Origin of the sequence: Rhodococcus sp. MSC1_016, assembly GCF_023667485.2 — a bacterium.
Taxonomy (GTDB): domain Bacteria; phylum Actinomycetota; class Actinomycetes; order Mycobacteriales; family Mycobacteriaceae; genus Rhodococcus_F; species Rhodococcus_F oxybenzonivorans.
The window spans coordinates 145,904-170,777 of the sequence record NZ_JAMOZI020000001.1 but is presented as its reverse complement, the minus strand read 5'-3'; the positions used below and the strand labels follow the sequence as shown (position 1 = coordinate 170,777).

26 protein-coding genes and 1 pseudogene are annotated in these 24,874 nt (G+C 66.3%); 13 read left to right on the top strand and 14 right to left on the bottom strand.

Features of this window, described 5'->3' with window-relative positions:
• Window positions 1–27 precede the first annotated feature (27 nt).
• Genes L1080_RS00810 through L1080_RS00785 form a run of 6 tightly spaced genes read left to right on the top strand, consistent with a single transcriptional unit; the run spans window position 28 to window position 7,312 of the window.
• Entirely contained in the window at window positions 28–930 is a 903-nt protein-coding gene (locus L1080_RS00810; protein WP_250772204.1) for a shikimate dehydrogenase, read from the top strand.
• Window positions 927–2,876: an oxidoreductase gene (locus L1080_RS00805; RefSeq protein WP_250772206.1), complete on the top strand. Its 1,950-nt coding sequence runs from the start codon at window positions 927–929 to the stop codon at window positions 2,874–2,876. The genes L1080_RS00810 and L1080_RS00805 overlap by 4 nt, the downstream gene beginning before the upstream one ends.
• Window positions 2,873–3,670: an aldo/keto reductase gene (locus L1080_RS00800; RefSeq protein WP_250772208.1), complete on the top strand. Its 798-nt coding sequence runs from the start codon at window positions 2,873–2,875 to the stop codon at window positions 3,668–3,670. Before L1080_RS00805 ends, L1080_RS00800 begins: the two co-directional genes overlap by 4 nt.
• Window positions 3,670–4,767 (top strand): Gfo/Idh/MocA family protein, encoded by a 1,098-nt coding sequence (locus L1080_RS00795; RefSeq protein WP_250772210.1) that lies wholly within the window; start codon window positions 3,670–3,672, stop codon window positions 4,765–4,767. Before L1080_RS00800 ends, L1080_RS00795 begins: the two co-directional genes overlap by 1 nt.
• Window positions 4,764–6,488, top strand: coding sequence for an FAD-dependent oxidoreductase (locus tag L1080_RS00790; RefSeq protein WP_250772212.1), 1,725 nt, complete (start codon window positions 4,764–4,766; stop codon window positions 6,486–6,488). The genes L1080_RS00795 and L1080_RS00790 overlap by 4 nt, the downstream gene beginning before the upstream one ends.
• On the top strand, window positions 6,485–7,312 hold the full coding sequence (locus L1080_RS00785) for a sugar phosphate isomerase/epimerase family protein (RefSeq protein ID WP_250772214.1): 828 nt from the start codon (window positions 6,485–6,487) through the stop codon (window positions 7,310–7,312). The genes L1080_RS00790 and L1080_RS00785 overlap by 4 nt, the downstream gene beginning before the upstream one ends.
• A gap of 180 nt (window positions 7,313–7,492) precedes the next feature.
• On the opposite strand, the gene L1080_RS00780 is transcribed toward L1080_RS00785, so the two are convergent.
• Together L1080_RS00780 and L1080_RS00775 are read right to left on the bottom strand one after the other, a co-directional pair.
• Complete coding sequence (locus tag L1080_RS00780) at window positions 7,493–7,810, bottom strand: hypothetical protein (protein WP_250772216.1); 318 nt, start codon at window positions 7,808–7,810, stop codon at window positions 7,493–7,495.
• A gap of 78 nt (window positions 7,811–7,888) precedes the next feature.
• A complete protein-coding gene (locus L1080_RS00775; RefSeq protein ID WP_250772219.1) occupies window positions 7,889–8,221 on the bottom strand; it encodes a hypothetical protein in 333 nt (110 codons plus the stop codon).
• Between the two features lie 142 nt (window positions 8,222–8,363).
• Here L1080_RS00775 and L1080_RS00770 point away from each other — a divergent pair, with 142 nt between their 5' ends.
• Window positions 8,364–8,759 carry a nucleotidyltransferase domain-containing protein gene (locus L1080_RS00770; RefSeq protein ID WP_250772221.1) on the top strand — a complete coding sequence of 132 codons (396 nt, stop codon included), beginning with the start codon at window positions 8,364–8,366 and terminating at the stop codon, window positions 8,757–8,759.
• A 313-nt stretch (window positions 8,760–9,072) separates the two neighbouring features.
• Window positions 9,073–10,101, top strand: coding sequence for a patatin-like phospholipase family protein (locus L1080_RS00765; protein ID WP_250772223.1), 1,029 nt, complete (start codon window positions 9,073–9,075; stop codon window positions 10,099–10,101).
• Window positions 10,102–10,169: 68 nt separating this feature from the next.
• On the opposite strand, the gene L1080_RS00760 is transcribed toward L1080_RS00765, so the two are convergent.
• Window positions 10,170–10,943: a TetR/AcrR family transcriptional regulator gene (locus tag L1080_RS00760; RefSeq protein WP_159924508.1), complete on the bottom strand. Its 774-nt coding sequence runs from the start codon at window positions 10,941–10,943 to the stop codon at window positions 10,170–10,172.
• 58 nt (window positions 10,944–11,001) lie between these two features.
• Here L1080_RS00760 and L1080_RS00755 point away from each other — a divergent pair, with 58 nt between their 5' ends.
• The 4 genes from L1080_RS00755 (at window position 11,002) to L1080_RS00740 (ending at window position 13,735) form a co-directional block, all read left to right on the top strand.
• On the top strand, window positions 11,002–12,006 hold the full coding sequence (locus L1080_RS00755) for an ATP-binding cassette domain-containing protein (protein WP_250772226.1): 1,005 nt from the start codon (window positions 11,002–11,004) through the stop codon (window positions 12,004–12,006).
• A complete protein-coding gene (locus L1080_RS00750) occupies window positions 12,003–12,776 on the top strand; it encodes an ABC transporter permease (protein ID WP_374434133.1) in 774 nt (257 codons plus the stop codon). The genes L1080_RS00755 and L1080_RS00750 overlap by 4 nt, the downstream gene beginning before the upstream one ends.
• A gap of 249 nt (window positions 12,777–13,025) precedes the next feature.
• The gene (locus L1080_RS00745) at window positions 13,026–13,550 is read left to right on the top strand and encodes a dihydrodipicolinate synthase family protein (protein ID WP_459032180.1); all 525 of its coding nucleotides are present in this window, start codon (window positions 13,026–13,028) and stop codon (window positions 13,548–13,550) included.
• Between the two features lie 47 nt (window positions 13,551–13,597).
• Entirely contained in the window at window positions 13,598–13,735 is a 138-nt protein-coding gene (locus L1080_RS00740) for a hypothetical protein (RefSeq protein ID WP_250772229.1), read from the top strand.
• A 117-nt stretch (window positions 13,736–13,852) separates the two neighbouring features.
• Here L1080_RS00740 and L1080_RS00735 read toward each other — a convergent pair whose 3' ends face one another.
• A complete protein-coding gene (locus L1080_RS00735; protein WP_250772231.1) occupies window positions 13,853–14,359 on the bottom strand; it encodes a PIN domain-containing protein in 507 nt (168 codons plus the stop codon).
• A gap of 75 nt (window positions 14,360–14,434) precedes the next feature.
• A complete protein-coding gene (locus tag L1080_RS00730) occupies window positions 14,435–14,746 on the bottom strand; it encodes a helix-turn-helix domain-containing protein (RefSeq protein WP_250772233.1) in 312 nt (103 codons plus the stop codon).
• Between the two features lie 408 nt (window positions 14,747–15,154).
• On the opposite strand from L1080_RS00730, the gene L1080_RS00725 reads away from it, so the two are divergent.
• Entirely contained in the window at window positions 15,155–15,529 is a 375-nt protein-coding gene (locus L1080_RS00725) for a hypothetical protein (protein ID WP_250772236.1), read from the top strand.
• Between the two features lie 623 nt (window positions 15,530–16,152).
• On the opposite strand, the gene L1080_RS00720 is transcribed toward L1080_RS00725, so the two are convergent.
• The 9 genes and pseudogenes from L1080_RS00720 to L1080_RS00680 all read right to left on the bottom strand — a co-directional run bounded on the left by L1080_RS00720 (window position 16,153) and on the right by L1080_RS00680 (window position 24,874).
• Window positions 16,153–17,022: a hydroxymethylglutaryl-CoA lyase gene (locus L1080_RS00720; RefSeq protein WP_250772238.1), complete on the bottom strand. Its 870-nt coding sequence runs from the start codon at window positions 17,020–17,022 to the stop codon at window positions 16,153–16,155.
• Window positions 17,023–17,049: 27 nt separating this feature from the next.
• Complete coding sequence (locus L1080_RS00715; protein WP_250772241.1) at window positions 17,050–18,393, bottom strand: SLC13 family permease; 1,344 nt, start codon at window positions 18,391–18,393, stop codon at window positions 17,050–17,052.
• An 80-nt stretch (window positions 18,394–18,473) separates the two neighbouring features.
• Window positions 18,474–19,694 (bottom strand): CaiB/BaiF CoA transferase family protein, encoded by a 1,221-nt coding sequence (locus L1080_RS00710; RefSeq protein WP_250772243.1) that lies wholly within the window; start codon window positions 19,692–19,694, stop codon window positions 18,474–18,476.
• A gap of 173 nt (window positions 19,695–19,867) precedes the next feature.
• Window positions 19,868–20,515, bottom strand: coding sequence for an IclR family transcriptional regulator (locus L1080_RS00705; RefSeq protein ID WP_250772245.1), 648 nt, complete (start codon window positions 20,513–20,515; stop codon window positions 19,868–19,870).
• 132 nt (window positions 20,516–20,647) lie between these two features.
• Window positions 20,648–21,421, bottom strand: coding sequence for a lipoate--protein ligase family protein (locus L1080_RS00700; RefSeq protein WP_250772247.1), 774 nt, complete (start codon window positions 21,419–21,421; stop codon window positions 20,648–20,650).
• A gap of 171 nt (window positions 21,422–21,592) precedes the next feature.
• Window positions 21,593–21,755: pseudogene (locus L1080_RS00695) on the bottom strand (IS256 family transposase); the annotation flags it as partial.
• 206 nt (window positions 21,756–21,961) lie between these two features.
• The gene (locus L1080_RS00690) at window positions 21,962–22,480 is read right to left on the bottom strand and encodes a gamma carbonic anhydrase family protein (RefSeq protein WP_250772249.1); all 519 of its coding nucleotides are present in this window, start codon (window positions 22,478–22,480) and stop codon (window positions 21,962–21,964) included.
• 82 nt (window positions 22,481–22,562) lie between these two features.
• On the bottom strand, window positions 22,563–23,948 hold the full coding sequence (locus L1080_RS00685) for an FAD-binding oxidoreductase (RefSeq protein ID WP_250772251.1): 1,386 nt from the start codon (window positions 23,946–23,948) through the stop codon (window positions 22,563–22,565).
• Window positions 23,945–24,874 (bottom strand): PCC domain-containing protein, encoded by a 930-nt coding sequence (locus L1080_RS00680; protein ID WP_250772253.1) that lies wholly within the window; start codon window positions 24,872–24,874, stop codon window positions 23,945–23,947. Before L1080_RS00680 ends, L1080_RS00685 begins: the two co-directional genes overlap by 4 nt.

The window sequence follows — 24,874 nt, the reverse complement described above, 5'->3', positions numbered from 1 at the left end:
GGACCTTCACCACTGCAGGAGATTTTCATGCACCCCGTATCCACCCGGCACCGGATCCACCTCGTCGGGGCAGGGATCGCCACGTCCCTGTCGCCGGCGCTGCACGAACACGAGGCCGCCGCCCTCGGCCTGACCGACTACCGCTACGACCTGCTCGACGTCGCGGCGGAGGGCATTCCCGTCGACCGTTCCGGCGAAGCGCTGCGGCAGGCCGTCGCAGCGGGTTGCACCGGACTCAACGTCACCCATCCGTGCAAGCAGGTGGTCGTCGACTCCCTCGACGAATTGTCCGGCAACGCGCAACTTCTCGGTGCCGTCAATACCGTCGTCGTCCGTGACGGGCGGCTGATCGGTCACAACACCGACCACAGCGGATTCCTCGCAGCGCTGCGCAGGGGGCTGCCCGATGCCACGCTCGGCCGCGTCGTCCTCGCCGGTGCGGGCGGTGCCGGTTCGGCCGTCGCCTACGCGCTCGCCGCCGCCGGAGTGACGGACCTGCGGGTCGCCGACCTCGACCCGGCCCGTGCGGCGGACGTCTGCGCCCGCCTCGCGGCGGGCTTCCCGCAGACGCGGGTCACGGCCATTTCCCTCGACGCGATCGAAGCGAACCTGGAACACTGCGACGGCGTCGTCAACGCCTCCCCGATCGGCATGGTCGGACATCCTGGAACGCCGTTCGACACCGACGCGCTCCATCCCGGACTGTGGGTCGCCGACATCGTCTACCGCCCGCTTCGGACCGAACTCGTCGCGGCAGCAACAGCTCTCGGCTGTGATGTGCTCGACGGCGGTCAGATGCTCGTCGCTCAGGCGGCCGACACGTTCGCCCTCCTCACCGGCATCACGCCCGACCCAGACCGCATGCGACGTCACCTCGGCGAACTGCTCGCCGATCAGTGCGCCCCGACCGTTCTCGAGGAGTCCCGATGACCGCGCGTCCGTTCGCCGCACCACTCGACCTGGGCAACGTGCGACTGCGCAACCGCTTCGTGTCGGCGCCGATGGAGCGCAACTACTGCGAGGTCGACGGCACGATGACCGACGAGTACATCGCGTACCTCGAGCGTCGTGCGGCGGGCGGCGCAGCTCTCGTCTTCACCGAGGCCAGCTACGTGCGGGCCGACGGCAAGGGGCGTATCCGGCAGATGGGTGTGGACGTCGACGAACGCATCCCGGGCATCGCGAAGATGGCCGAGGCGATCCATGCGCAGGGCGCGCTCGTCGGCGTCGAACTCAATCACGGCGGCCGCACCGCGCAGGGTTCCGTCAGCGGATTCGTCCCCGTCGCACCGTCACCGATCCCGTGCGCGGTGGTCGGCGGTGAAATGCCCGAGCAACTCGACGGCGACGACATCTTGCACATCATCGAATGCTTCGGTGAGGCCGCCGCGCGCTGTCAACAGGCCGGGGTCGATGTGATTTCGCTGCACGGCGGTCACGGCTACCTCATCCACCAGTTTCTCTCGCCGGCGTACAACCACCGCGACGACGAGTGGGCCGATCCGGCGCTGTTCGTCAACAAGGTGATCGACGCCGTGCGGACGATGGCGCCGGGTATCGCTCTCGGATTGCGATTTTCGGCGTTCGAGGCCGTCGACGGCGGTCTCGACGCGGAGACGACTCGCGCCCGGATCGACGCGATCGACACCGACCGGCTCGATTTCCTCGACGTCTCCGCCGGTAACTACGAATCCGGGCAGTGGATCATCCAACCCGGCGAGTGGCCGCGCGGACTCCTCGCCGCGTTTTCCGAGCAGTACACGCGGGACTTCGACCTCCCCGTCGGAGTCGCAGGCCGGATCAGCTCACCCGAGGTCGCGGCGCAGATCATCGAATCCGGGCAGGCCGACTTCGTGAGCATGGCCCGCACCCTGCACGCCGACCCGGACTTCCCAAACCGCGCCCTGGACGGCGGCCGGTACCGGCCCTGCATCGCCTGCAACTACTGCATCGACAGCCTCGCCGCCGGACCCGTTCCGTGCTCGGTCAATCCGTGGGTGGGCCGCGAACTCGAGCAGCCGTCGGAACCGGCGGCCGCGGCGGTGCGTGTCGCCGTCGTCGGCGGCGGGCCGTCGGGGATGGCGGCCGCCCGCGACCTCGCGCTCGCCGGGCACCGTGTAGACCTGTACGACGAACGGGGCAGTCTCGGTGGCGATTTCGCGTTGGCTGCGCGACTGCACGAGTACCCCGAGTACTCACGGATCGTCGACTGGTACCTCGCCGAGATCGCCGACCTCGACATCACCTGCCACCTCGGCACCCGGGTCGACGCCGCCGCATTGGCCGGCCTGGACTTCGACGCCGTCGTGCTCGCGACGGGCGGCCGCGGACCGGACGTCGACCTCCCCGGGGCCGACACCCGGAGGGTCCGCGACGTCCGCGAGTTCCTGGAATCCGGAGACCCCGCACCCGCGGCGATCACGATCTTCGGCGCCGACCGGGAAGCGGCCGCGGTCGCCGACGACCTGCTCCAGCACGGCACCGAGGTGGTCATGATCGGCCCGCAGGAGACGATCGCCCACGACGTCGGCAGGCGCGGAAAGATCGTGCTGCTGCCGCGGCTCGCGGAGAGTGCGAACCTCACCACCCACCTGTCGTCGATCGTGACGCGGATCGAGAAAGACCGGGTGGTGATCTCGACCGCCGGAGACGAGCGGGTGGTGGACGCTCCCGGCGAACTGCTGATCTCGCACGGCGTCGAGCCGCGCACCGACCTGCTCGCCGCAGTGCGGGCGCTGGCACCGCGACTCGGCGTCCACACGGTCGGTGACGCGAGTGGCGACGGCGGCTCCATCCACGCCGCTCTCGTCACCGCAGCCGACGTCGCCGCGAAGATCACCGCGGCCGCGGATGCTCGCGAGGAGGTCAGCGCGTGATCGACATGCCGCCCCTCGGTCTCGGGACCTGGCCACTGACCGGTCCGGACGCCACACGGGCCGTGCTGTCCGGCATCGAGGCCGGCTACCGGCTCGTCGACACCGCCACGATCTACGACAACGAAGAGGCAGTGGGTGTGGCGCTCGCGGAGTGCGGACTGCCCCGCGAGGAGCTGTTCGTCACCACGAAACTGCGTGGAAGCGACCACGTGTCAGGCGACATCCGCGGCGCGGTCGAGCGCAGCCTGAAGAATCTGGGACTCGATCGGCTCGACCTGTTCCTCATCCACTGGCCGCTGCCACGCCACGACAGGTACGTGGCGGCGTTCGAGGCGATGCTCGCGTGCCGCGACGCCGGCCTCGTCCGCTACGTCGGCGTCTCCAATTTCCTGGAGCAGCACCTGCGTCGCGTCGTCACCGAAACCGGAGAAACGCCGGCAGTCAACCAGATCCAGATGGACCCGTCGCTCGCCCGGCTACCCGTCCGGCGCGCGAACGACGAACTCGGCGTGTCCACGCAGTCGTGGAGCCCGCTGGGCCGCGGCGAGGTGCTCGACTCACCCGTGGTCACCGACATCGCCCGGCGCCTCGACCGCACCCCCGCACAGGTGGTCCTGGCCTGGCACTTCGCGCAAGGAGTCGTGCCGGTCGCGAGATCCGCGAATCCCGCGCGCCAGGCCGAGAACCTCGCCGCCCTCGACGTGCGGCTCACCACCGACGACGTGGCCGCCCTGAACCGTCTCGACCGCGGCGAGTCCGCGGCCCGGGACGTCGAAACCGAGGAGCACTACTGATGGCCCTACGTATCGGCATCGTCGGCTGCGGCAAGATCGCCGGCAACCACGCCCGGGCCCTGCAGCAGGTGCCCGGCGTCGCGCTGATCGGCTGCTGCGACCCCGACGTCGACCGCGCCCACGAGTTCGCATCCGCGCACGGCATCGCGCGGGCCGTCGGTTCGATGGAGGAGCTGATCGCCCTCGGCCTCGATGCGTGCACAGTCTGCACCCCGCATCCGGCGCACGAGCAGGTGGTCGTCGCTGCGGCGGAGGCCGGAATCCACGTGCTGTGTGAGAAGCCGATCGCGGTCGACGTCGCCGCGGCCGACCGGATGATCGCGGCCGCCGAGCTCGCGGGCATCACGTTCGGTGTGCTGTTCCAGCGCCGGTTCTGGCCGGCCGCGCAGCGCATCAGGACGGCCATCGACGACGGCCGAATCGGTATTCCGGTGCTCGGTGAGGCGTCGGTGCTTCTCCACCGCCCGTCGTCCTACTACTCCGCCGACGAATGGCGCGGACGGTGGGACACCGACGGCGGCGGTGTCCTGATGACGCAGGCCGTCCACCAGATCGACATGCTCCAGTGGTTCATGGGTGAAGCCGTGTCGGTGAGCGGCGTCACCCGCACCCACACACACGGCGACCACATCGAGACCGAGGACAGCGCGTCCGCCGTCGTCTCGTTCGCGTCGGGCGGCACGGCTACCGTCACCGCGACCACCGGCGCCAACCACAACCTCGGCAACCGGGTCACCGTGATCGGGCAGACCGGTGCGATTGCGAGCGTCCTCGAGTTCCCAGAGGGCAGGGAGGGCGTCAACGAGATCTGGACGGCCCCCGGCGAAGTGGAGTTCCGCACCCCGTTCACCCCCGACGTCCGCGCCAATCTCGCCGTCACCGACGTCAACGCCGGACTCGCCGACTTCCACACACTCCAGGTGCAGGACTTCGCGGACGCCGTCCTGACCGGTCGCGACCCTGCCGTCACCGGACGTGACGCGCGCGCCTCGCTGGCGATCATCGCGGCGATCTACGAGTCTTCGCGCACCGGCCGGGTCGTCGACCTCACGCCCGCAACGACATTCGCAACGACATCCGCTCAGGAGACGCTATGACCCCCGAACACACCATCGCCACCTATGACGTCGTCGTCATCGGCTCCGGAGCGGGCGGTCTGTCCGCCGCCGTGGCCGCAGCCGACGGGGGAGCCTCCGTCCTCGTCGTCGAGAAGGCGGACACGTGCGGCGGCGCGACGGCGTGGTCCGGCGGCTGGATGTGGACGCCGCGGAACCTGTTCGCACACGCGGACGGCGTGAACGAGGACCGCTCGCTGCCGCGCACCTATCTCGAGCACCGACTCGGTGAGAACTTCGACGCCGCCAAGGTCGACGCCCTGCTCGACGGCGCACCCGAGATGGTGGAGTTCTTCGAGAAGAAGACGGCGCTACAGTTCGTTCCGGGCGCGAAGATCGCCGACATCCACGGCGACACACCGGGTGCGGGCACGGGGCACCGCTCCGTCGGTCCGAAGCCGGCGAGCCTCCGGAAACTCGGCCCCGACGTCGCGGCGCTCCTGCGTCGGCAGCTCTACGAGACGTCGTTCCTCGGCATGGGCATCATGGCCGGTCCGGACCTCCAGGCCTTCCTGCACTCGACCCGCTCGGCGAAGGCGTTCGCGCACTGCGCCCGCAGGGTGTCCACGCACCTGCTCGACCTCGCCACCACACGCCGCGGCCAGCAACTCGTCAACGGCACCGCGCTCGTCGGCCGGCTGCTGCGGTCGGCGCTCGACGCCGGCGTCGAGATCCGCGTGAGCACGGCGGCCACCGCGCTGACCACCGACTCGGCGGGCACCGTCACCGGTGTCCGGCTGGAGGGCCCGGACGGGGCCTACTCCGTGTCCGCCCGCCGCGGAGTCGTTCTCGCGACAGGTGGCTTCAGTCGCGACATCGACCGGCGCCGCGAACTTTTTCCCCGCACACCCACGGGCCGTGAACACTGGACCCTCACCCCGTCCACGACCACCGGCGACGGCATCACCCTCGGCGAATCGGTCGGCGGCCGCCTCGACCGCTCGGTCGCGTCCCCGGTGGCGTACTGCCCAGTGTCGATCATCCGGTACCGCAACGGCAAAGAGGGTGTGTTCCCGCACATCCTCGACCGCGGAAAGCCCGGCGTCATCGGCGTTCTCGCAGACGGCCGCCGCTTCGTCAACGAGGCCCTCGGCTACCACGACTACACCCTCGCGATGGTCGAACAGGTCCCCGACGGCGACGAGGTCTGCTCCTGGTTGATCGCCGACCAGCGGTACCTGCGGTACTTCCCGCTCGGCATGGCCAAGCCGCTGCCGATCCCGACGTGGCCGTACCTGAAATCCGGCTACCTCACCCGCGGCCGCACGGTGCGCGAACTAGCCGAGAAGATCGGCGTCGACCCCGACGGCCTGGAGAAGACGGTCGCAGCGTTCAACGAGGGCGCCCGCGACGGCGTCGACCCCGAGTTCGGCCGCGGCACCACACCCTTCACCGTCGGCTCCGGCGATCCCGACAACCCGTGGCCCAACCCCTCCCTCGCACCGCTCGAAGAAGGCCCGTTCTACGCGGTCAAGGTGGTACCCGGCAGCTTCGGTACGTTCGCCGGTCTGGTCACCGACAGCATGTCCCGGGTACTGAACGACGACGACCAGCCGATCGACGGGCTGTTCGCCGTCGGGGTCGACCAGTCCAGCGTCATGGGGGGCCACTACCCGTCCGGCGGTATCAACCTCGGCCCAGCCATGACCTTCGGCTACCTCACCGGTCGCCACCTCGCCTCGCCGACAGGAGATCTGCGATGACCGCCCCACTCGGACTCGCCGCACTCACCGTGCTCGACACCGCGCCGCTGCAGCAGGTGGACCTCGCCGAGAAGCACGGCTTCGACACCATCGGGATCCGGCTGCTGCCCGCCGCGCCCGGCACCACCGCCTACCCGCTGCACGAGGACGACGCCGCCCTCGATGCACTGATCCGTCGCCTCGACGATTCGCCGATCGAGGTGTTCGATCTCGAAATCATCCGGCTGCGAGCAGATTTCGACCCGAAGTCGTATGTTCCGCTGCTCGAGGCGGGCGCACGCCTCGGCGCGAAGGCCGTGCTCGTCGGCGGCGACGACCGCGACCGCGCCCGGCTCACCGACTCCTACGCCCGGCTGGCGGAACTGTGCGCGCAGTACGGCATCGTCGCGAGCCTCGAGTTCATGCCGTGGACGGCTGTGCCCGACGCGACCACCGCGGTCGAGATCGTGTCGCAGGCCGACGGGCCGGCGCGTAGCGTACTGATCGACGCTCTGCATACCGCCCGTTCGACGACGACCCTCGACGACCTGGCGGCGATCCCACGAGAGTGGCTGCATTACGCGCAGATGTGCGACGGTTCGGTGCCTGCACCCAACAACGACGCCGAACTCGTCCGCCACGCGCGTGAGGAACGGCTCGTGCCTGGCACCGGGGGCATCAACCTCACCGACATCTGGTCGACACTGCCCCCCGACCTCCCCGTGAGCGTCGAACTGCCCAACGAACCCCTCCGCCGGGCGGTCGGCACCGACGCGTGGCTCGACCGACTCGTCACCCAGACACGAAGAGTGCTCGACACGAATCGCACCACTTCAACCCACTGACCACGATCGCTGCGACACGACGGCGGCCCTGCATCTCGCGGACTGGGGGTCGTCGACGACGTGCTGTGGGATTGCGTGGGGCCAGGCCGAGGATCAGGTGGATCTCATCGGCCGGAGGGAACTTTACGGTGCGACCGTGCCCTCGGGCATGTCATTACCTCAGGTCAATCGCACCTGCACCTAACGGGCGTGCACCGTAGGGCCTAGCCCGAAGTGGAGGGGCAGGCACAGCGCGATGGAGGGCAGAAAAGTGGGCGCCTCCGGTCCCCACACAGGGAAGTGCATATAGGGGAACGCACCGAGTAGCTGGCAATGTAGCTCCACCCGATGAGCGTTCACAGTCCCGGGATCACACGTAGACACGGCACCGATCACGAAGTACTGCAGTGCGCATCCACTCGGAACAGGTGGTGGTGCTGCATTTGCGGGCGTCGCGGTCAGGGACAAGGCGGCGGCCACCGTGGACGCGATGAGGGTCAGGCGCAGAAGCCGAGACATGGAATCCTCCGGTAGTGGGGGTCCCGACCCACGCACCATCCTCGCAGTCGAGCCCCCTCGCCGTGGCCTGTTCGGCGCCTACGCTTGCAGGAACGCGGCCTGAACTCGCAACAGATGACCTTCCGGGCTCAGCTCTTCATACCGCTCCATCACTTCCGACCAGCGGCCTGCCGCAAACAGTTCTGCACATTGAGGGTCTTCGTCCATGCCGGCTTCCATCGCCAGGACGGCACCCGCTCGAAGTGCGGCAGCCTGTGTTCGGTAGGCCCACACGTCGAGGCGACCGGACCCGCTGTATCCGCGGTGAGCCAGGGTCCACACCGCCGGATCTCGGGTCGTTTCCACTGTCCCGTCCGGTCGGTAGAGCGTCGAGGAGACCACCTGCTTGATGAAGTCGGCTGCGCGCACCATCATTCGAGACTAAATCGGCCAGGCCGCCATCGTCGGATGACACGGCAATGACTCGCCGATCACGTCTCATCGCTCATCCGCCAACACCTGAAATCGATGCACCCGAACTAACGCGTTCGTGTATCAGCTCAATCGTGAGCACTTGGCCTTCCCTCATATCATCGGTCTCGCCGGTTTGTCAGGGGAATTCCTGCGCAGGTTGGAGGCGCGGTTCGCCAGCTGGAAGATTCCCCCGGTGTATGCCGCCGTGTTCGGCTCCGCTGCACGCGGAACGATGTCGATCGACAGCGACATCGACATCTTCCTTGTCCGGCCGGATGCCGTCGCAGACGAGGAGTGGGATGAACAGGTGGCTGAGCTGATGGACGAGGTGACCAGATGGACCGGCAACGATGCGCGAGATTTGCAGTTCATGCAGAGTGAGATCGCCGGCCGCGGCACGGACGCACCAGTCCTGCGAGAGGTGGCGAAAGAGGGGCTGACGGTGGCCGGTTCGCGGGCTGGTTTCACCCGGTTGCTGCGTCAAGGTAATCGGTAGTGGGGCGGACACGGCCGTGACGCTGTGGGTGCACGCGGACATCGCAGCGAGAGTTTCAGGATGATGCGACAGTGCGAGTCCGCGTGCAGACGTGCCAGACACCGGACGATGTGAGTGTGGGCCGGCCCGATTCTACTGGTGGACCAGAAAATCGGGGCGCAATGTACGGAACCTCTCGAATTCGCCCTTCCCCGGCGACGGAGCGAGGACGATGGGCGCAGAGCGCAATTTTGACACTCCGGCCGCACCAGCGCTGGCACCAGGGTCCGCGTCAGGTGCGACCGGGGCGGATGTACAAGCGGCCAGGGGGTAGATGGATGTGACTGCGTCACGGGAGAGCAAAGAAGCCGACCTCGTCCTAGCAGGTGGCGGCGTCAAAGGAATCGGGTTGGTCGGCGCCGCGTCTGCGCTCATCGATGCCGGATACACGATTCATCGCGTGTCCGGTACGTCGGCGGGCGCGGTCGTGGGTGCCATCCTTGCGGCCGTCACCGCCAGCGGGGAACCTGTGACCGGCGAGCAGTTGAAGAGACTCACCCATCTCAACTATCGAGAGTTTCTCGATCCCGGTCTCCTCGAGAACATCCCGATTCTCGGGCAATCGTGGGCGCTGCTGCGGGGCACCGGACTCTACCGGGGCGATCGTGTCCACCAGTGGATCAAGGACACGCTCGAGAGGCTCGGAGTCTCTACCTTTCACGACCTCGAGATTGACGGCACCCTGCCAATGAAACAGCGGTACAGGCTGGTGGTCACCGTGACCGACGTGACGACGGGGCAACTGGTCCGCCTGCCCTGGGACTTTGAACGGGTCTACGGCCTCGACCCCAACGCTCAATCCGTCGCCGACGCGGTACGGGCGTCCATGGCGATCCCGTTCTTCTTCCGTCCAGTCTCGTTGACCAGTGCCGCCGGAATGACCTCGACGCTGGTAGACGGCGGAGTGCTCTCGAACTTCCCGATCGATTCACTGGATCGGACCGATGGACAGTTGCCCCGACGGCCCACCTTCGGGGTCACCGTTCTGCCCAATCTGCCGGCCGGGAACGATGACGTCATCCCCCATCTCAGACTCCTGCGCCTTCTCGGGCCACCGCACCTGTTCGAAAGCGTTCTCACCACCATGCTCGTCGGTCGCGATCAGGCGTACCTGAACCAGCCGTGGGTGAGTGTCCGGGCAATTCGGGTGAACTCCACCGATGTCGGGGCCCTCGACTTCGACATTCACCAGGAAGACGTCGAGGCTCTCCACCGAAACGGATACGAAGCGGCACAAGCGTTCCTATCCACCTGGAATTGGAATTCCTACGTTCAGAGGTTCCGGCAGATGCCGCCCGGGTAGCTCCCGTAAACTGCGCTCCGCCCGGGAACCGGCCCCGGTCACGGTCCGCAGCGAATTCCGCGGCGGCGTCATCCGGCGTCGGTTTTCTCCACCAACCGGTCTATGCCGTCGAGCATGCGGTCGAGGCCGAAGCGGAAGTCGTCCTCGAGCCAATCGGCGTCGTCGCTCCCGTCCGGATCGAATGCCCCGGCGGCGATCGCGGACAGTAGCGCGGGGAATCGCTCCCGGTCGAGCAGGAGTGGGAGCATCTGCGAATAGTCGACCGGTGTGGTGGACGCCGCCGACCGCTCCAGGTCGTTGACGAACCGGGCGCGCCCTATCACGAACAGTGAAACATTGAGTACCACTTGCACCTTCGTGTCTTCGGGCAACGTTGTGTCCGCGAGGGTGCGCAGTCCCGCCTCGAGCCACGACAGGTTGTTCGGCCCGGTCGGCGGCGCCGAAATGGACAGTTCAGCCCACCAAGCATGGACGCGTGCGCTCCGGTACTCGGCTCGGGCCCAGGCTTCGAGCCGGTCCCTACACGGACCGGACACCGGCAGGTCGGTGGGCGGGGCGCCGATCGCGCGGTCCGCCATCAGCTCGATCAGGTCATCCTTGCTGTCGACATACCGGTAGAGCGACATGGTGGTGAACCCCAGTTGCTTGGCAACGCGGCTCATCGACAGCCCCGCGAGACCTTCGACGTCGGCCACCTCGATCGCGGCGTCGAGCACCCGGTCGAGCGTGAGCCCCTTGCGGGGACCGCGCGACCCGGCCTCCTCCAATCCCCATGCCAGCCTCATTGCCTTGGGCAGGTCGGCGGGCGTGCGGCTTGTCGGGCCTTCGAGGGGCTGTGTCATCGGTATTCCACTTCGTCGGGGTCTTGCGCTCATCTTAAAACTGCGTACGCTGCACACCATGAATATACGTCGTACACAGTTTGGGTCGGCGGTCGCTGACCGCCACTGCGATCCCGCGATCACCGTCACCGGATTGCGAAAATCGTTCCGGGACGTCGCCGTCCTCGACGGCGTCGACCTCCTCGTTCCACGCGGCAGCGTGTTCGCACTTCTCGGGGTCAACGGCGCAGGCAAGACCACGATGGTCCGCATCCTGTCGACCCTCACACCAGCCGATGCGGGCACCGTGACCATCGCCGGACGAGACCTGCACGACGACGCCCAGGGCATCCGACGCTCGATCAGTCTCACCGGCCAGTACGCGGCCGTCGACGACCTGCTCACCGCCGAGGAGAACTTGCGGCTGATGGCCCGCCTCGGTCATCTCGGTCGAGCCGAGGGCAGACAGCGGGCGCGCGAGCTGCTCGAACAATTCGACCTGGTCGACGCGGGCAGGCGGCGCGCAGGCACGTACTCGGGTGGCATGGCACGCCGCCTCGACCTCGCGATGAGCTTGGTTGCCCGGCCGGAGGTGATTTTTCTCGACGAACCCACCACCGGACTCGACCCACGGAGCCGGCAGACGATGTGGGATGTCGTCCGGCGCCTCGCCAACGACGGTGTGACGATCTTTCTCACTACCCAATACCTCGAAGAGGCAGACCAACTCGCCGACCGCGTCGCCGTGCTCGACGAGGGCAGGATCGTTGCGGAAGGTACTCCCGACGAACTGAAACGACTCGTTCCCGGGGGCCACCTCGAGCTGATGCTCACCCAGCCGTCCCAGCTCGAGACAGTCGCCGCCTCCTTCGACGAGGTCGTGGTCGACGCGGACCGCTGCACGATTGCGATCCCGACGGACGGGAGCATCGGTCAGATCAAAGCCCTCCTCGACCGGGTCGACGACCAGAGCGTGACTGTCGGGACCCTGTCGCTCCACTCCGCCAGCCTCGACGACGTGTTCTTCGCGCTCACCGACAAGACCCCCGCCGCACCGATCCGAAACGAGGCAACAGCCCGATGACCGTCGACACCCGCCCCCACCCCGTCGCCGATGTCGCCGCGATGACCGCCCACACCACGACACGCATCCTGCGCAGCCCCGAGACCGTGATCATGGGCGTCGTCCTTCCGGTACTGCTTCTGCTGCTTTTCGTCTACGTTTTCGGCGGGGCGATGGACACCGGCACCGGCTACCTGAACTACGTCGTTCCGGGGATCATCCTGCTGTGCGCGGGATTCGGCTCCTCGCAGACGGCGGCCGGCGTGGCGAGCGACATGGTGCACGGCATCGTCGACAGGTTCCGGTCGATGCCGATCACCCGATCCGCGTTCCTGTTCGGTCACGTCCTCTCCAGCGTCGCACGTAACCTCGTGACGTCATGGGTCGTTATCGCCGTCGCGCTGGTGATGGGTTTCCGACCGTCCGCCGGGCCCCTGGAGTGGTTGGCCGCGTTCGGGATCATTGCGTTGTTCATCCTCGCCATCTCCTGGCTCGCCGCCGCACTGGGACTACTCGCCGGCAGTGAGGAAGCAGCCGGGGGATTCACCTTCTTCCTCTTGTTCCTCCCCTACGTGAGCAGTGCGTTCGTCCCAACCGACACCATGCCGGCCTGGTTGCACTCGTTCGCCGAGAACCAGCCGGTCACCCCGGTGATCGAAACCGTTCGGGGTCTGCTCACCGGCGGACCGGTCGCCGACACTGCCTGGCTCGCAGTGTTGTGGTGTGCCGGAATCACACTCGGCGGCTACCTATTGGCGATCACAGCATTCGCACGCAGAACAGCACACTGATCCGATCACCCCGGCAAGAACGTCAGCGTCAACGGGACCGAGCTGCGGAATTCGGACGAGGGACCGAATGCCTCGGGCGCTGACATTCTGTCACCTCGGGGCGATCTGAATCCTCGCCAACGCCTCGCGTACTTTGTCCCACACCCGAGCGAAGTGAGGTTCGACCGATGTGCACCGGACTGTCCGCGTTCCCCCTCACCCCCGTGAACGAGACAGAAATCGACGAGTCCGCGTTCTCCCGAATGTGAACTGTCCGTACCGCTGTGCGTCTACGACAATCCCGGTACCACCCACTTCACTTTCACCGATGAACTGCACGGCCGGATCGCCGAACTTCCGAAGATCGGATCGATCAAGATTCCCGGTGTCCCCCTCGACCCCGCCGAGGCAGCCCGTCGAGTGAACTCCCTCCGTTCTCACATCCCGTCGACGGTCACCATCGGCGTCAGCGGAGACGCCTTCGCCGCGATCGGCCTCAACGCCGGCTGCGACGTGTGGTACAGCGCGCTTGCCGGCGTGCTTCCCAAGCCATGCCTGGCCCTGACCCGCGCATCTCGGAACGACGACCGGAAGACCGCTACCGCGCTGTCCAATCGACTCGAACCCATCTGGGAATTGTTCCGTATCTATGGAAGCCTGCGCGTCGTATCCGCCATCGCCGAACACCTCGGCCTCGTCGAATCACCCGATCTGCCGCAGCCGGTGCAGGGTCTCGCCGAAGCCGCGCGTTCACGAATCAGTGACGCGCTGCGGCAGGTTGACGATCTGCTGTGATCTGCAGGGACGCACCAGCCCGTCCGTGCTGTTACCCAGGCCTGCCTTTGGCTGTAGAACGTGTCAGCGGCAACGGCAGGTGCAACCAGAAAGCCTTCTACCGCTGGCAAAGCGGAGCGCATCCACTCACCCACAACCACGCGGACGCCGTCGTCGACCTGGCAATGCGCGCCCTCGCACCCTGACGAAAAAATCCAACCACGGCAAGGCCATCGATGAACGCTGACTGGCTAGCTAAGGAGGTCGGCTAAGCCGCCGCGGCACAGCTCAATTCAGCACTTATGGCCACGTCCGGATGGCAATCAGCCTCGATCACGCAGCAGCGCAACCGCATCGTCCATGCCGTAACGCGCCACCAACTGATCGAGGACCTCGTCCACGGTCATCGGTGGTCGCGCCAGGCGGGTCGCAAGCATCTCGACCGCCCGCGCCGCCGCAGTCGGTAACACCGACACCGTATCGGCCGCAAACTCCGCCGGCGAGACCACCTGGATGTGTCCCGGAATTTGGGCTCGTGGAAAGTCTTTCCGATTCAGGGTGACGATCAGCCCGGCTCCGCCGACGACGGCGGCCGCAACGACGTGCTCATCGTCAGGATCCGGCAGCGAGAACGTACCCTCGAGCGGCTCCCAGCCAGTCACGAGGGCGTCGTCGAAGTGCTCGCGCATCGTCCCCACGAGCCGCGCACCAGTCGCTTGCGCCGCCGCCGCACTGTGCCCACGTCGTTCGAGCTTGGCGGCCTCATGGAATTCGAGCTTGTCGAGAATTACCTCCGACCACAACGGCCGGTACAAGCCCTCAACGGCCATGGGCAGCAGAAAGTCCCGCTTCAGGCTCGGCCACGAACACAGGTATCGAGAACTGCTGCGAACACCCCGGCAGCCCTATCGACCACCCATCGCAGCTGACCCGCCCCCACTGCGGGTGCGCCGACGCTCCGCAACCGCCTTTCGCGCGATCTTCAACTGCTCAGCCACCATCGCCGGATCGTCCTCGTCGTCGATCTCGACAGCGGTCTGGGCGAGCGCCTCGTACTGGCGGGACCGGCGCTGCTGCTGATACTCGAGCACATCGCGCAACAACAGCCGATGCCAGGTGCCGACCTTCTCCGCCGGCAAATCCCCCACATCGATCAGCCGGCGCACTGTCGGCCGGCTGACCCCCAGCAGATCCGCGGCCTGCTGCGTCGTCAACATCGTCGCCCGCGGCGCCGCTCATGCGCATCGAGGAACCCCACCACCTCCGCCAACTCAGCGCCCTCTGCCGCCTGCGGCAGGTACGTGTGCTGATCCAACGCCTGCGCACCCATCCTGAACCCCTTCCATTCGAAATGATCGTAATGATTTTCGAATCTTCGAATAGGTCCGCGACCGTGCCCTGCACCCGGGACCAGTGATCTCCGCGCTCGACGGCCCGGGCAGCCACTCCGCCTGCCGAGCCGAAACTGACATTGTGCGATCTCCGCGGAACCCCTCCTAGGGGTATTTTCTTTCCCCCTGCCGGGTCACCGACCACCCCCTCCGGGGAGTTATCGAACGCCGACTTCCGGCGAAAACTAGTAGCCGTCCGAGAACACCAAAACCCCGAACTTCAGGAGCCGCAGAATGTCCTCGATCACAACACGCACCGCAGCCGCGGCCGCAGCCGGCGTCGCCCTCGCCTTCGGTGCCGTGCTGGCCCAGAGTGCCACCGCCGCAGCAGTACCCACCGATGCCGCCGGACCGAACTTCCCGCAGACCTTCCAGGTGCGCGACCGCATCGGATGCGCCAACGCGTGGCCCATGGTCGCCTGCGATGCCCCCGACGAGGACGTCCCCGAGCAGGTCGAACTCTATGAGCCGGGCACCTCGCTCACCCAGCCGGGAGGCGTCGACCTCTTCGGCAACTCCAGCGCCACGTACCACGCCGCGAACTACCCCCTCGAACCCGACGACGGCGTGATCTCCCATTCCCTCGACCCCGACATGCCCTGGATCTGACCGCCGCCGGGCTCCGGCGCCGAGTTCCCCTCGCCGCCGGAGCACACCGGTGACGCGACACCGAAAGTTCGCGGCGGATTCGCCATCGAAATTCGGCCTGGTCCACGAGCGGGGATCTCGTGGTGGATCTGCTCCCGGAGAAATGGGGATATCGAACAACTCTCGGTGATAGCGCGAGGCTCCCTGAACCTCCGCAGCCGTAGGGTTCTTCCCCTCGGCAGGGAAGGGACCAACATTTTCTGTCGGAGGAGGCACCAATGCCGTTGAGTCGAATGCGCGCGAGTTCGCTGCAGAGATCGCGAACCATGAACTGGTCAGATGCACCATTTCGGTGTGACCGTGCTGGACATTATCGGGAGATCGACCACACCACAGTTGAACCGTTGTCACCACTACACACCGAGGCGATTCGGAGGAAGGCGATGTCGGTGGTAGCCCAGGTTCTGGGGCACGCCGACCCAAACTTCGACGAGTACGAGCTTCCCGAGGCCTGCGGAGTCGATACCAAGACTCGATCCGGTCGCCGCGATTGCAGCATTCGCGCTGAGGTGTAGACGAGTTCTTCGCTCGCGACGTCGCCGTGCTTCTCCGGGGTGGGAGGACACCTGCCGCGTACTCGCCGATCATTCCTTCGACAGCTGCGGGGAATCGGCGAGGATGCGTTTGACCGTCGCTGCTGCGGTGGTGAGCTGTTGGAGATCGATGCCGGTGTCCACGTCGTGGCTGTGAAAATGCGCGACCAGTTCCTCGGTGGCGAGGTTGCCGTGGGCTCCCGGTGCGAACGGGCACCCACCGTAGCCGCCGACGGCGCTGTCGAAGTGTTCGATGCCCAGATGGCGCGCTGCGTGCAGGGCGGTGGTCAGTGCTTGGCCGTCAGCGTTGTGCAGATGCAGTCCGATGGTGACGTCGGGCAGTGCTTCGCGCACGGAGCCGACCGCGGTGAGCACGTGCTCGGTGGTGGCGGTGCCCAGGGTGTCGGCCAAACCCAGAGCGCGTATGCCCATGGTTGCGAATTGTTCGGCGACTTCGACCAGCCGCGGGGGTGAGATGAGTCCCTCGAACGGGCAGACGAATGCGGTGGATATTCCGCCGAGGAATCGTTGCTCCGGGTAGCCGGCCACCGCTTGGGAGAGATCCTCGAGGGCCTGCGCGGCAGATTTGCCGGCGTTCGCTTGGCTGTGTGCGGAACTGGCCGAAGCCGCGATGTGCACAACGTCCACGCCGGCCGCCACCGCCCGGTGAACCCCGGTGGCGTTCAGAGCCAGGGCGCTGACCTGTGTGGTGGCGCGGTAGGGCTGCAATCGGGCGATGAGGGCGTCGGCGTCGGCCATCTGCGGGACGCGGGTGGGCGAGACGAAGGACACGGCTTCGATCTGCCGGATACCGGCGGTCACGAGCGCGTCGGCGATGACGAGTTTGTCGGCGGTGGCGACGAGGACGTTCTCGTCCTGCAGACCGTCGCGCAGGACGACGTCGGTGATGGTGACGGGCATGGGTGCACCTTCCTGAAGGGCCGGGGGTCAGAGCGAGGTGGGAAGGACGATCAGGGCCCACGCCACCAGCGGGGCGAGGAGTACCACCAGACCGCAGTAGGCCAGGACGTTGCGTTGGAACCGTTGGCGGTCTTCGACTTCGGCCTCGGCCACCACGATGGATCCGTTCGTGGCGAAGGGACTGACGTCGACGACGGTGGAGGCGAAGGCCAGCGCGATGATGAACCCCAGCACGCCGAGTTCCCCGGCGGCGAGCATGGGTGCGGCCAGCGGCAGCGCGATGCCCAGGGTGCCGATCGAGGAGCCGACCGCGGAGATGATCGCCACGGCGTACAGCAGGATCAGCGCGGCGGCGAGGGGGGAACCGAGGCGGGTGGCGGCGTCGCCGAGGAAGTCGAGGGTGCCATTTTGTTTGAGCACCGTCATGTAGGTGAGCATGCCGCAGACCAGGACGACGGCCGGCCACGCCACCTTGTCTTCGATCCGGGGCATCTTCTTCGGGGCCATCAGCAGCAGCACCGTGCTGATGCAGATCGAGCTGACGCCGACGTCGACGTTGAAGGTCACCGAACCTACTGCGAGGAGGAGGATTCCGATGAGGGTGGCGACCCGTTCCCGGTTGAACGGGGTGTAGCCGATGACGTCGACGTCGGGCAGGACGGCGGTCGCGGCGCCGGCGCCGGTGCGGGTACCGGTGCTGAGGGTGGTACCGGGGCGGGTCGGTGCGCCTGCGCTGCCGCCGGCGCCGGTGATCTCGTCACGGTCTTCGGGCAGCTCGTGGAGCAGGTCGCGGCCGTAGATGGCGAACAGGACGGCGAAGAACAGGGCGTTCAGTGCGAAGGGAACGATGAACAGCAGCAGCGGGTTCGCTTCGTACCCGGCGGATTTGATCAATCCGTTGACGAAGGCGCCGTAGATCGTGATGGGCGAGAACGCGCAGCCCAGAGCGCCGTGGTTGATGGCCATGCCCATCAGCAGGGGGTTGATCTTCTTTTTCCCGGCCAGCCGCATCGCGATGGGCGCGAGCATGCCCGCCGCCATCGGTGACCCCAGCGCCATCAGCGCGCCGGAGAGCAGGAACATCATCCACACCAGCGCCCACCGCCGTCCGTGGACCAGGCGTAGGGCCGATTCGACGATGATGTTGATGGTGCCGTTGGCCTTGGCGATGGCGAACAGCAAGGTGATGCCGGCGACGATCAGGAAGATGTCACCGGGAAAGGCGTCGACGATGTCGTCGATCGGGATCCCCGACACCCATCCGCCGACGAGGAAGGCGCCGGCGAAGGCGAGGATGCCCATGTTGATCGGCACCTTGGTGGCGATGGTGAAGATCAGTATGAGGGCGAGGATGGAGATGGCGTAGACCATGGGACCGGATTCTTCCGTGCGGGGGCAGACGGGAAAAGGTGTGGTTGCACCAGGGAGCAGAGGGGGCGGATGCCCGCGGGTCAGATCACGCCTGCTTTGCGCAGGGCGTTCAGGCGGTCGGGGGTCAGGCCCAGCATCCGGCCCAGTACCGGTTCGGTGTCGGCACCGAGATCGGGCCCCAACCATCCAACTTCCGTGGCCTGGCCGTCGAACTGAGGTACCACGCCGGGGAAGCGCACCTCTTCGGGTGTGCCGTCTTCGACGTCGACCTTGAACGGCTGGATCATCCCGCGGGCCAGGTAGTGCTCGTCGGAGACGATGCGGGCGGCGTCATAGACCTCGCTGACCGGGATACCGGCGTCGGACAGTGCAGAGACCACCTCTGTGGTGGTTCTGGTCGTCGTCCATGCCACGATCGCTTCGTCGAGATCTTCTTCCCGAAGGTAGCGTTTGGTGCCGTCGACCAAGTCGGGATCACTCGCCAGGTCCGGGCGGCCGACGGCGTTCATCAGCCTGGCGAACACCGCGCTGGCATTCCCGGCGATCAGAACCGAGCCGTCGGCACATGGGTAGGAACCGCTGGGCACCACACCGGGGAGATTGCCGGCGGTGCGTTCACGGACCATTTCGTAGGCGTCGTAGTCGGCGGTCAGCGACTCCATCGCCATGAACACCGACTCGTAGAGTGCGACATCGGCGACCTTGGGCCGGGTGTGGTCGCCGCCGCGGGCTTTGGCCAGGAGCATCATCAACGCGCTGACCGCACCGTAGAGACCGGCGAGAGTGTCACCAAGCGGCGCAGCCGGACGCACCGGCTCACGATCGGGATAGCCGGTCACATACCGCAATCCGCCGAACGCTTCGGCCACACCACCGAATCCGGCGCGCTGTGCGTAGGGACCGTTCTGTCCGTAGCCGGAGATCCGGACCAGCACAAGGTCAGGGTTGGCTGCCTGCAACTGTTCGGGCCCGATGTTCCAGCGTTCGAGCGTGCCGGGGCGAAAGTTCTCGATCACGACATCGACCTTGGCGGCCAGGTCCAGCACCAGCTGCTGTCCCTCGGTGCTCTTGAGATCGAGTGTGACCGAGCGTTTGTTGCGGGCGATGGTGCGATACATCATCGAGGTGCTGCCCCTGCTGCGACGCCACCCGCGCAGCTCGTCCCCACCGTCGGGCCGTTCGATCTTGATGACCTCGGCACCGAAATCGGCCAGCAGCCGAGTCGCGAAGGGTGCTGCGATGAAGTTGCCCAGCTCCAGGACGGTGATGCCATCGAGCGGACCTTTGGTGGCGGTGTTCATGATGCTCCGATCCTTGTCGGCGGTGCGATGGTGACCCATTATGTGGGCCACTATGACCCGAATGATGGGGCAAACATAGTGCGGCAGATCACAGAACGCAACGGTGCATACCGACCAGCACACGGCGAAAGGGCAAGAAACGAGGAATACGTCGACGCGCGAGTGGCGCGGGGCTAGGCGTCGTGGAGAGACTTTTCGATGCGATGAGCAGCCTCGATGGCCGCGGGGCCGAGATGCTCGCCGGGGTTGTCACCGAGCCGGTGCACCGGTCCCGACACGCACACCGACGCGACGATCTCGCCGTGCACTCGTACCGGTGCACTGACCGAGCCCAGGCCAGGGACCCGCTCGGAGAGCGTCTGCCACCAGCCGCGGCGGCGCGCGGCGGGGTCGTTGTCGAAATCGCCGGCCAGCACATGGCCGCTCGACCCCTCCGCCAGGGCAAATGTGGTGCCGACCGGCATGGTGGCCCGCAGTTCGTTCGACGATTCGACACTGGCGGCGCACAAGCGCAGGTCACCGCGCTTGACCCACAATTGCGAGGACTCACCGGTGCTCTCGCTCAGCTCCCGCAGGACGGGAAGTGCGATATCGGTCATCCCGGCGGCGGTGAAGCGATACCCGAGCCAGTACCGCCCCTCGGTATCTCGGCGCAGATAGCCATAGTGCGCGAGTTCGGCCACGAGGCGTTGGGTGGTCGACTTCGACAGGCCGATTGTGCGTGCAAGCTCGCTGGTGATCATCGGACGCAACTCGACGGCGTCGATGATGGCGAATGCTCGCGACAAGACGCCGACCGTCTTGCGCTGCTCGTCCACCATTGCCCGACTCTCCCGAGGAAACCGCGACCGCGCACGCGAACCGCATCGTGTGTACTGCCTGTGTGGAACGATCCTAGCGTCGAGCACCGCCCAAACGGCGGTCGGTCGAACAGCAACAGGCATTGGCGTTGGTCATGGCGCGTGTGATGCGCGGTTACTGATTGCATCGGCGATGACACCGGGCTCGGGCACGACTTCGCGTGCTGCGCCCAGGTCGGTGAGGATGGCTATTTTTACCTTCTCGAGCGAGATTGCCGGGTTGAAGTCTGCCAGTGCCGCCGCGGTACTCGGATCGAATTCCAGGTCGAGTGCTGCGTTGACATCGGTCAGCACGGCCCGTGTGGGTTCGGGGTCGGTGACGACAAGCTCTGCGCCGAAGAGCCATGCGCCCGAGATGATCCGCTGTGCCGTGCCGGCGAGTTTCACCCGGGCAGCGCCGTTGATGGTCCAGTCGCCGGGACAGTATTCGCCGGGTACTGCGCCGATCCGAGCGTCTATGCCAAGGTCCCGGAGCACTGAGACGAGCCGGGTGGTGAGTTCACGGAAGCGTGCCCGTGCGCCGGTCATTCCCTGTGTGTCCGGAGCGAATATTTCCAGGACGAGCGACTGCTCGTGGTATGCGGCGGCGCGTCCCCCTGCGCTGCGCACCACGGGGGTGAACCCGTGTCGTCGCGCTGCTTCGACGGCGTCGGGGAATTGTGTGCGTAGGGCGTCCAGGCGCCCGAACGACAGGGTGGGCGCCGGGTTGTAGAGGCGGACCAGCGCGTCGCTGTCCGGTGTGGTCGCGGTGCGTCGTAGGAGCGCTGCTGCGTACGCCGCATCCAGGACCGGGTCGTCGGGAAAGTGTGTGGTGGTGAAGTGTTCGACGAGCATGTGGCTGCCTGTTCCGCCATCTTCGGCTGACATCGTGGGAGAGAAAGAGTCTGCGTGAAGGTCCACGATGCCAGTGGCTGGCCCACCCATGGCTATCGCGTCGTTTGTCACCTACTCGCCTGTGATCCTGCGATCTGCTCGAGTAATGGCCGCGTCCGATAAGGAATTGCTTCATGCATCGCGATCGAGACGTTCGTTCATCCGATCACCGGAACGGCCAGAATTTGGGTGCTCGTCCATCTCGGCTACGAGTGCGGTTTCGAGAGGGTTCGCGGTGAGCTGGTCGAGCAGTCCGTTGGGCCGACCAGCTCGACACCTTCGGCTTTTGCCAGGGCCACAGTTGTTGGGCCAGCTTCTGGTGATCAATCTTCGTCTGATGCCTTGCCTTCTCGCCAAGCTAACTCGGCGTGTCGGCCAGATCTAGTTCAACCGCCATTCCGATAGTCCCGCGACACCGCCCTATCGGCCATGCACTCTGCCTGGTTCGGCAAGCTCACGGTTCGCCGGGTCATACCCGGGTCACCGGCACCTATCACTGCTGCGCGCCACTGGTCCGGCAAAGCCCGAAAACTGCTACTGCAACTTCGCGTTCGCGTGAGTTGTGCGGCGTGTCTTGTAATTCGCTGCGTTCGCCCGGATGTGGTCGACCTCCTCATCGGTGAGGGGACGTCGGACCTTGGCCGGTACTCCAGCGACCAATGATCGGGGTGGCACGACGGTTCGTTCGAGCACCAGGGCGCCGGCTGCCACAAGGCTGTCCTCACCTATCTCGGCGTCATTCATGATGACGGCACCCATTCCGACGAGGACATTGTCACTGATCGTGCATCCGTGGATGGTGGCGTTGTGGCCGATGGAGACACCGTCACCGATGGTGGCGGGACTGCCTGGGTCGGCGTGGATCGCACACCCGTCCTGCACGTTGGTTCCCGATCCGATGGTGACGATTTCGTCGTCGGCCCGGATCACGGCGTTGTACCAGATTCCGGATTCGGCTCCGATGGTGACGGCACCGACCACGACGGCGGTCGGTGCTATCCAGGCATCCGGTGCGATGGCGGGTGTCCGGGCGTCATCGAGGTTGAGAATCATGATGTCCTTGTGAAGTGTTGGGGCGGTGCGACACCGGGGTGTGTCGATGTCGCATCGACGTGGGCGGGCGGGTCTGGTGTTCTCAATCGTTGAAGTGCAGTACGGCGCCAGGGTTGAGAACTCCACTGGGATCGAAGGCGTGCTTGACTGCTCGATGGACCTCGATGTTCACGGGATCGAGTTCCCTGCGCAGCCACCCGGCCTTCAGACGACCGACACCATGTTCACCGGTAATGGTTCCTCCCAGCTCGAGGGCCTTCTGGGTAATCGCGTTGAACGCTTCCAGCGCGGCATCCCGGCTGACGGCATCAGTCTTGTCGTAGATGACGGTGGGGTGAAGGTTGCCGTCCCCGGCGTGGCCGAATACTCCGATCGTCAGTCCGGTCTGCTGCGCGATCTGCTCGATCGCCGCGATGAGATCGGTGATGCGTGAGCACGGCACGCAGACGTCGTCGAGTAACCAGTCACCGAGCCGTTCGAGGGCGGGTAGAGCTTGACGCCGCGCCTCGAGCAGCATTTCCGCTTCGGTGGGGTCGGAACTGACCACGATCTCGCCGGCGCCGTGACTCGTGCAGTGCTGTTCGATGTCAGCGAGCACGTTGGGCGCGTCGACTCCGTCATGCTGAATGAGCAGCAGCGCGGCCGTATCGTCGCCGATACCCATTTTGGTCATGTCATCGACTGCCTTGACGGTGGTGCGGTCGAGAATTTCCAGCATGGAGGGTGTGATTCCGGCACCGGAGATCGCCTTGACCGCTTTGCCTGCACCGTCGAGGGTGGAAAACGATGCGACAAGGGTCTGAGGCTGGCGCGGAGCCGGGAGTAGTCGCAGCGTGATCTCGGTGATGATCGCGAGGGTTCCCTCGGATCCGACGAGAAGGCTGGTGAGGTCGTAGCCGGCGGTACCTTTCACCGTTCGCCGCCCGGTTCGCACGATGCGACCGTCGGCGAGCACGCATTCGAGCGCAAGGACGAAATCGCCGGTAACGCCGTATTTGACGCAGCACATGCCGCCGGCGTTGGTGGCGACATTGCCGCCGATCGTGCAGAACTCCACACTCCCGGGGTCGGGCGGGTAATACAGGCCGGCCTTGCTCACGTAGTTGCGGAGTTCGGCGGTGATGACGCCCGGTTCGACCACGACGATGCGGTTGTCGGTGTCGAGTTCGCGGATGGCGGTCATGCGGTGCAGGCTCAGCACGATCGCGTCGGCCGGTGTGTTGGCTCCGCCGCTGAGGCCGCTGCCGGCGCCTCGGGGCACTATTGCGACGCCGTGGGCGTGGGCGACGCGAACACAGGCCGCGACTTCCTCGGTGGTCCGAGGCATTGCCACCGCGACGGGCAGTGCGCGATCGGTGAACTGCGATTGATCGGCGGCGTAGGTAGCGACGACGTCGGGATCGGTGGTGATGATCTGTGCAGGGAGGCTGTCGATGAGCCGGTCGAGCGCAGTGGAGTCGGTAATCACTGGGTGGTGGCTTCCGCTGGTTCGGACAGGGCGAGTTCGAAGGTCATGGCGATGGGATTGTGTCCCCGGACGAGTGCGCCGCTGTAGACGTTTCCGTCGACCGCCGCAGCTGCACAGGTCAGTTCGGCTCGGATGGATCCGGTTTCATCGCGGCGAATTCCACCGTCGAGGTACATGACTTCCACGGCGGGCCCGGGAGCGCTGACGAGCTGATCGCCCTGGACCAGGGTGGCACCGACGAAGGAACCGATCTTGCCGCGGATCACCGCGGTCTCGAACCCGTGCTCTTCAGCAAGATTCTCGATCGCCTCGATGATGTCGATGTTGGGGTGGACACGGGCGACGACGGAACGCAAGCCACCGGATGCGGTGCCCGCCGGTTTCGTGGGGGCCGCGGGCCGTGGCTGGAACACCGAAAAGTTGATCTCGGTGTCGGGTAGAACGGTCATCGCCACGTCACGGCTGGCATACAGGTCGGCGGTCACCCCGGCACCGACAATAACCGACTCCGGGATGAGGTGTCCGGCGCGCATGATCCCGTCGGCGTCGACGAACTGGGCGTGGCAGTGGGTGAAGACCTCACCGTCCCGCAACCCGATCGTCAGTCCGCCGCGCATGAACGTGGCCGGGCTACGGCCCGTGATCGGGTCGCTGAACGTCGCGACGCTGGTGCCGGCCTGGCAGACCGCCGGGATGTAGTAGTCGAACGAGGTGAACGTCCCGCCCCGCAGTTCGCCGAACGCGCTGCTGTACCCCTGCTCGAATACGGCCTGCCGCAACGCTTCCAGCAGTGGGGTTCCGGCGGGCAGTTCGACGCTGATCGGATGGAGGGTGGTCGGATACGCGTCGATCCGTTGGGGCAGCGGCGTCCCGGGTTGGGTCAGGTAGCGAACCTCGGGCAGCACTCGGTCTGTGAACGTTGTCAT

What these genes read in the sequence shown, in the direction of transcription:
- L1080_RS00810 (WP_250772204.1), top strand. Translation starts at nt 28, where the DNA reads ATGCACCCCGTATCCACCCGGCACCGGATCCACCTCGTCGGGGCAGGG.
- L1080_RS00805 (WP_250772206.1), top strand. Translation starts at nt 927, where the DNA reads ATGACCGCGCGTCCGTTCGCCGCACCACTCGACCTGGGCAACGTGCGA.
- L1080_RS00795 (WP_250772210.1), top strand. Translation starts at nt 3,670, where the DNA reads ATGGCCCTACGTATCGGCATCGTCGGCTGCGGCAAGATCGCCGGCAAC.
- L1080_RS00790 (WP_250772212.1), top strand. Translation starts at nt 4,764, where the DNA reads ATGACCCCCGAACACACCATCGCCACCTATGACGTCGTCGTCATCGGC.
- L1080_RS00785 (WP_250772214.1), top strand. Translation starts at nt 6,485, where the DNA reads ATGACCGCCCCACTCGGACTCGCCGCACTCACCGTGCTCGACACCGCG.
- L1080_RS00780 (WP_250772216.1), bottom strand. Translation starts at nt 7,810, where the DNA reads ATGTCTCGGCTTCTGCGCCTGACCCTCATCGCGTCCACGGTGGCCGCC.
- L1080_RS00775 (WP_250772219.1), bottom strand. Translation starts at nt 8,221, where the DNA reads ATGGTGCGCGCAGCCGACTTCATCAAGCAGGTGGTCTCCTCGACGCTC.
- L1080_RS00765 (WP_250772223.1), top strand. Translation starts at nt 9,073, where the DNA reads ATGGATGTGACTGCGTCACGGGAGAGCAAAGAAGCCGACCTCGTCCTA.
- L1080_RS00760 (WP_159924508.1), bottom strand. Translation starts at nt 10,943, where the DNA reads ATGACACAGCCCCTCGAAGGCCCGACAAGCCGCACGCCCGCCGACCTG.
- L1080_RS00755 (WP_250772226.1), top strand. Translation starts at nt 11,002, where the DNA reads ATGAATATACGTCGTACACAGTTTGGGTCGGCGGTCGCTGACCGCCAC.
- L1080_RS00750 (WP_374434133.1), top strand. Translation starts at nt 12,003, where the DNA reads ATGACCGTCGACACCCGCCCCCACCCCGTCGCCGATGTCGCCGCGATG.
- L1080_RS00735 (WP_250772231.1), bottom strand. Translation starts at nt 14,359, where the DNA reads ATGGCCGTTGAGGGCTTGTACCGGCCGTTGTGGTCGGAGGTAATTCTC.
- L1080_RS00730 (WP_250772233.1), bottom strand. Translation starts at nt 14,746, where the DNA reads ATGTTGACGACGCAGCAGGCCGCGGATCTGCTGGGGGTCAGCCGGCCG.
- L1080_RS00725 (WP_250772236.1), top strand. Translation starts at nt 15,155, where the DNA reads ATGTCCTCGATCACAACACGCACCGCAGCCGCGGCCGCAGCCGGCGTC.
- L1080_RS00720 (WP_250772238.1), bottom strand. Translation starts at nt 17,022, where the DNA reads ATGCCCGTCACCATCACCGACGTCGTCCTGCGCGACGGTCTGCAGGAC.
- L1080_RS00715 (WP_250772241.1), bottom strand. Translation starts at nt 18,393, where the DNA reads ATGGTCTACGCCATCTCCATCCTCGCCCTCATACTGATCTTCACCATC.
- L1080_RS00710 (WP_250772243.1), bottom strand. Translation starts at nt 19,694, where the DNA reads ATGAACACCGCCACCAAAGGTCCGCTCGATGGCATCACCGTCCTGGAG.
- L1080_RS00705 (WP_250772245.1), bottom strand. Translation starts at nt 20,515, where the DNA reads ATGGTGGACGAGCAGCGCAAGACGGTCGGCGTCTTGTCGCGAGCATTC.
- L1080_RS00700 (WP_250772247.1), bottom strand. Translation starts at nt 21,421, where the DNA reads ATGTCAGCCGAAGATGGCGGAACAGGCAGCCACATGCTCGTCGAACAC.
- L1080_RS00690 (WP_250772249.1), bottom strand. Translation starts at nt 22,480, where the DNA reads ATGATTCTCAACCTCGATGACGCCCGGACACCCGCCATCGCACCGGAT.
- L1080_RS00680 (WP_250772253.1), bottom strand. Translation starts at nt 24,874, where the DNA reads ATGACAACGTTCACAGACCGAGTGCTGCCCGAGGTTCGCTACCTGACC.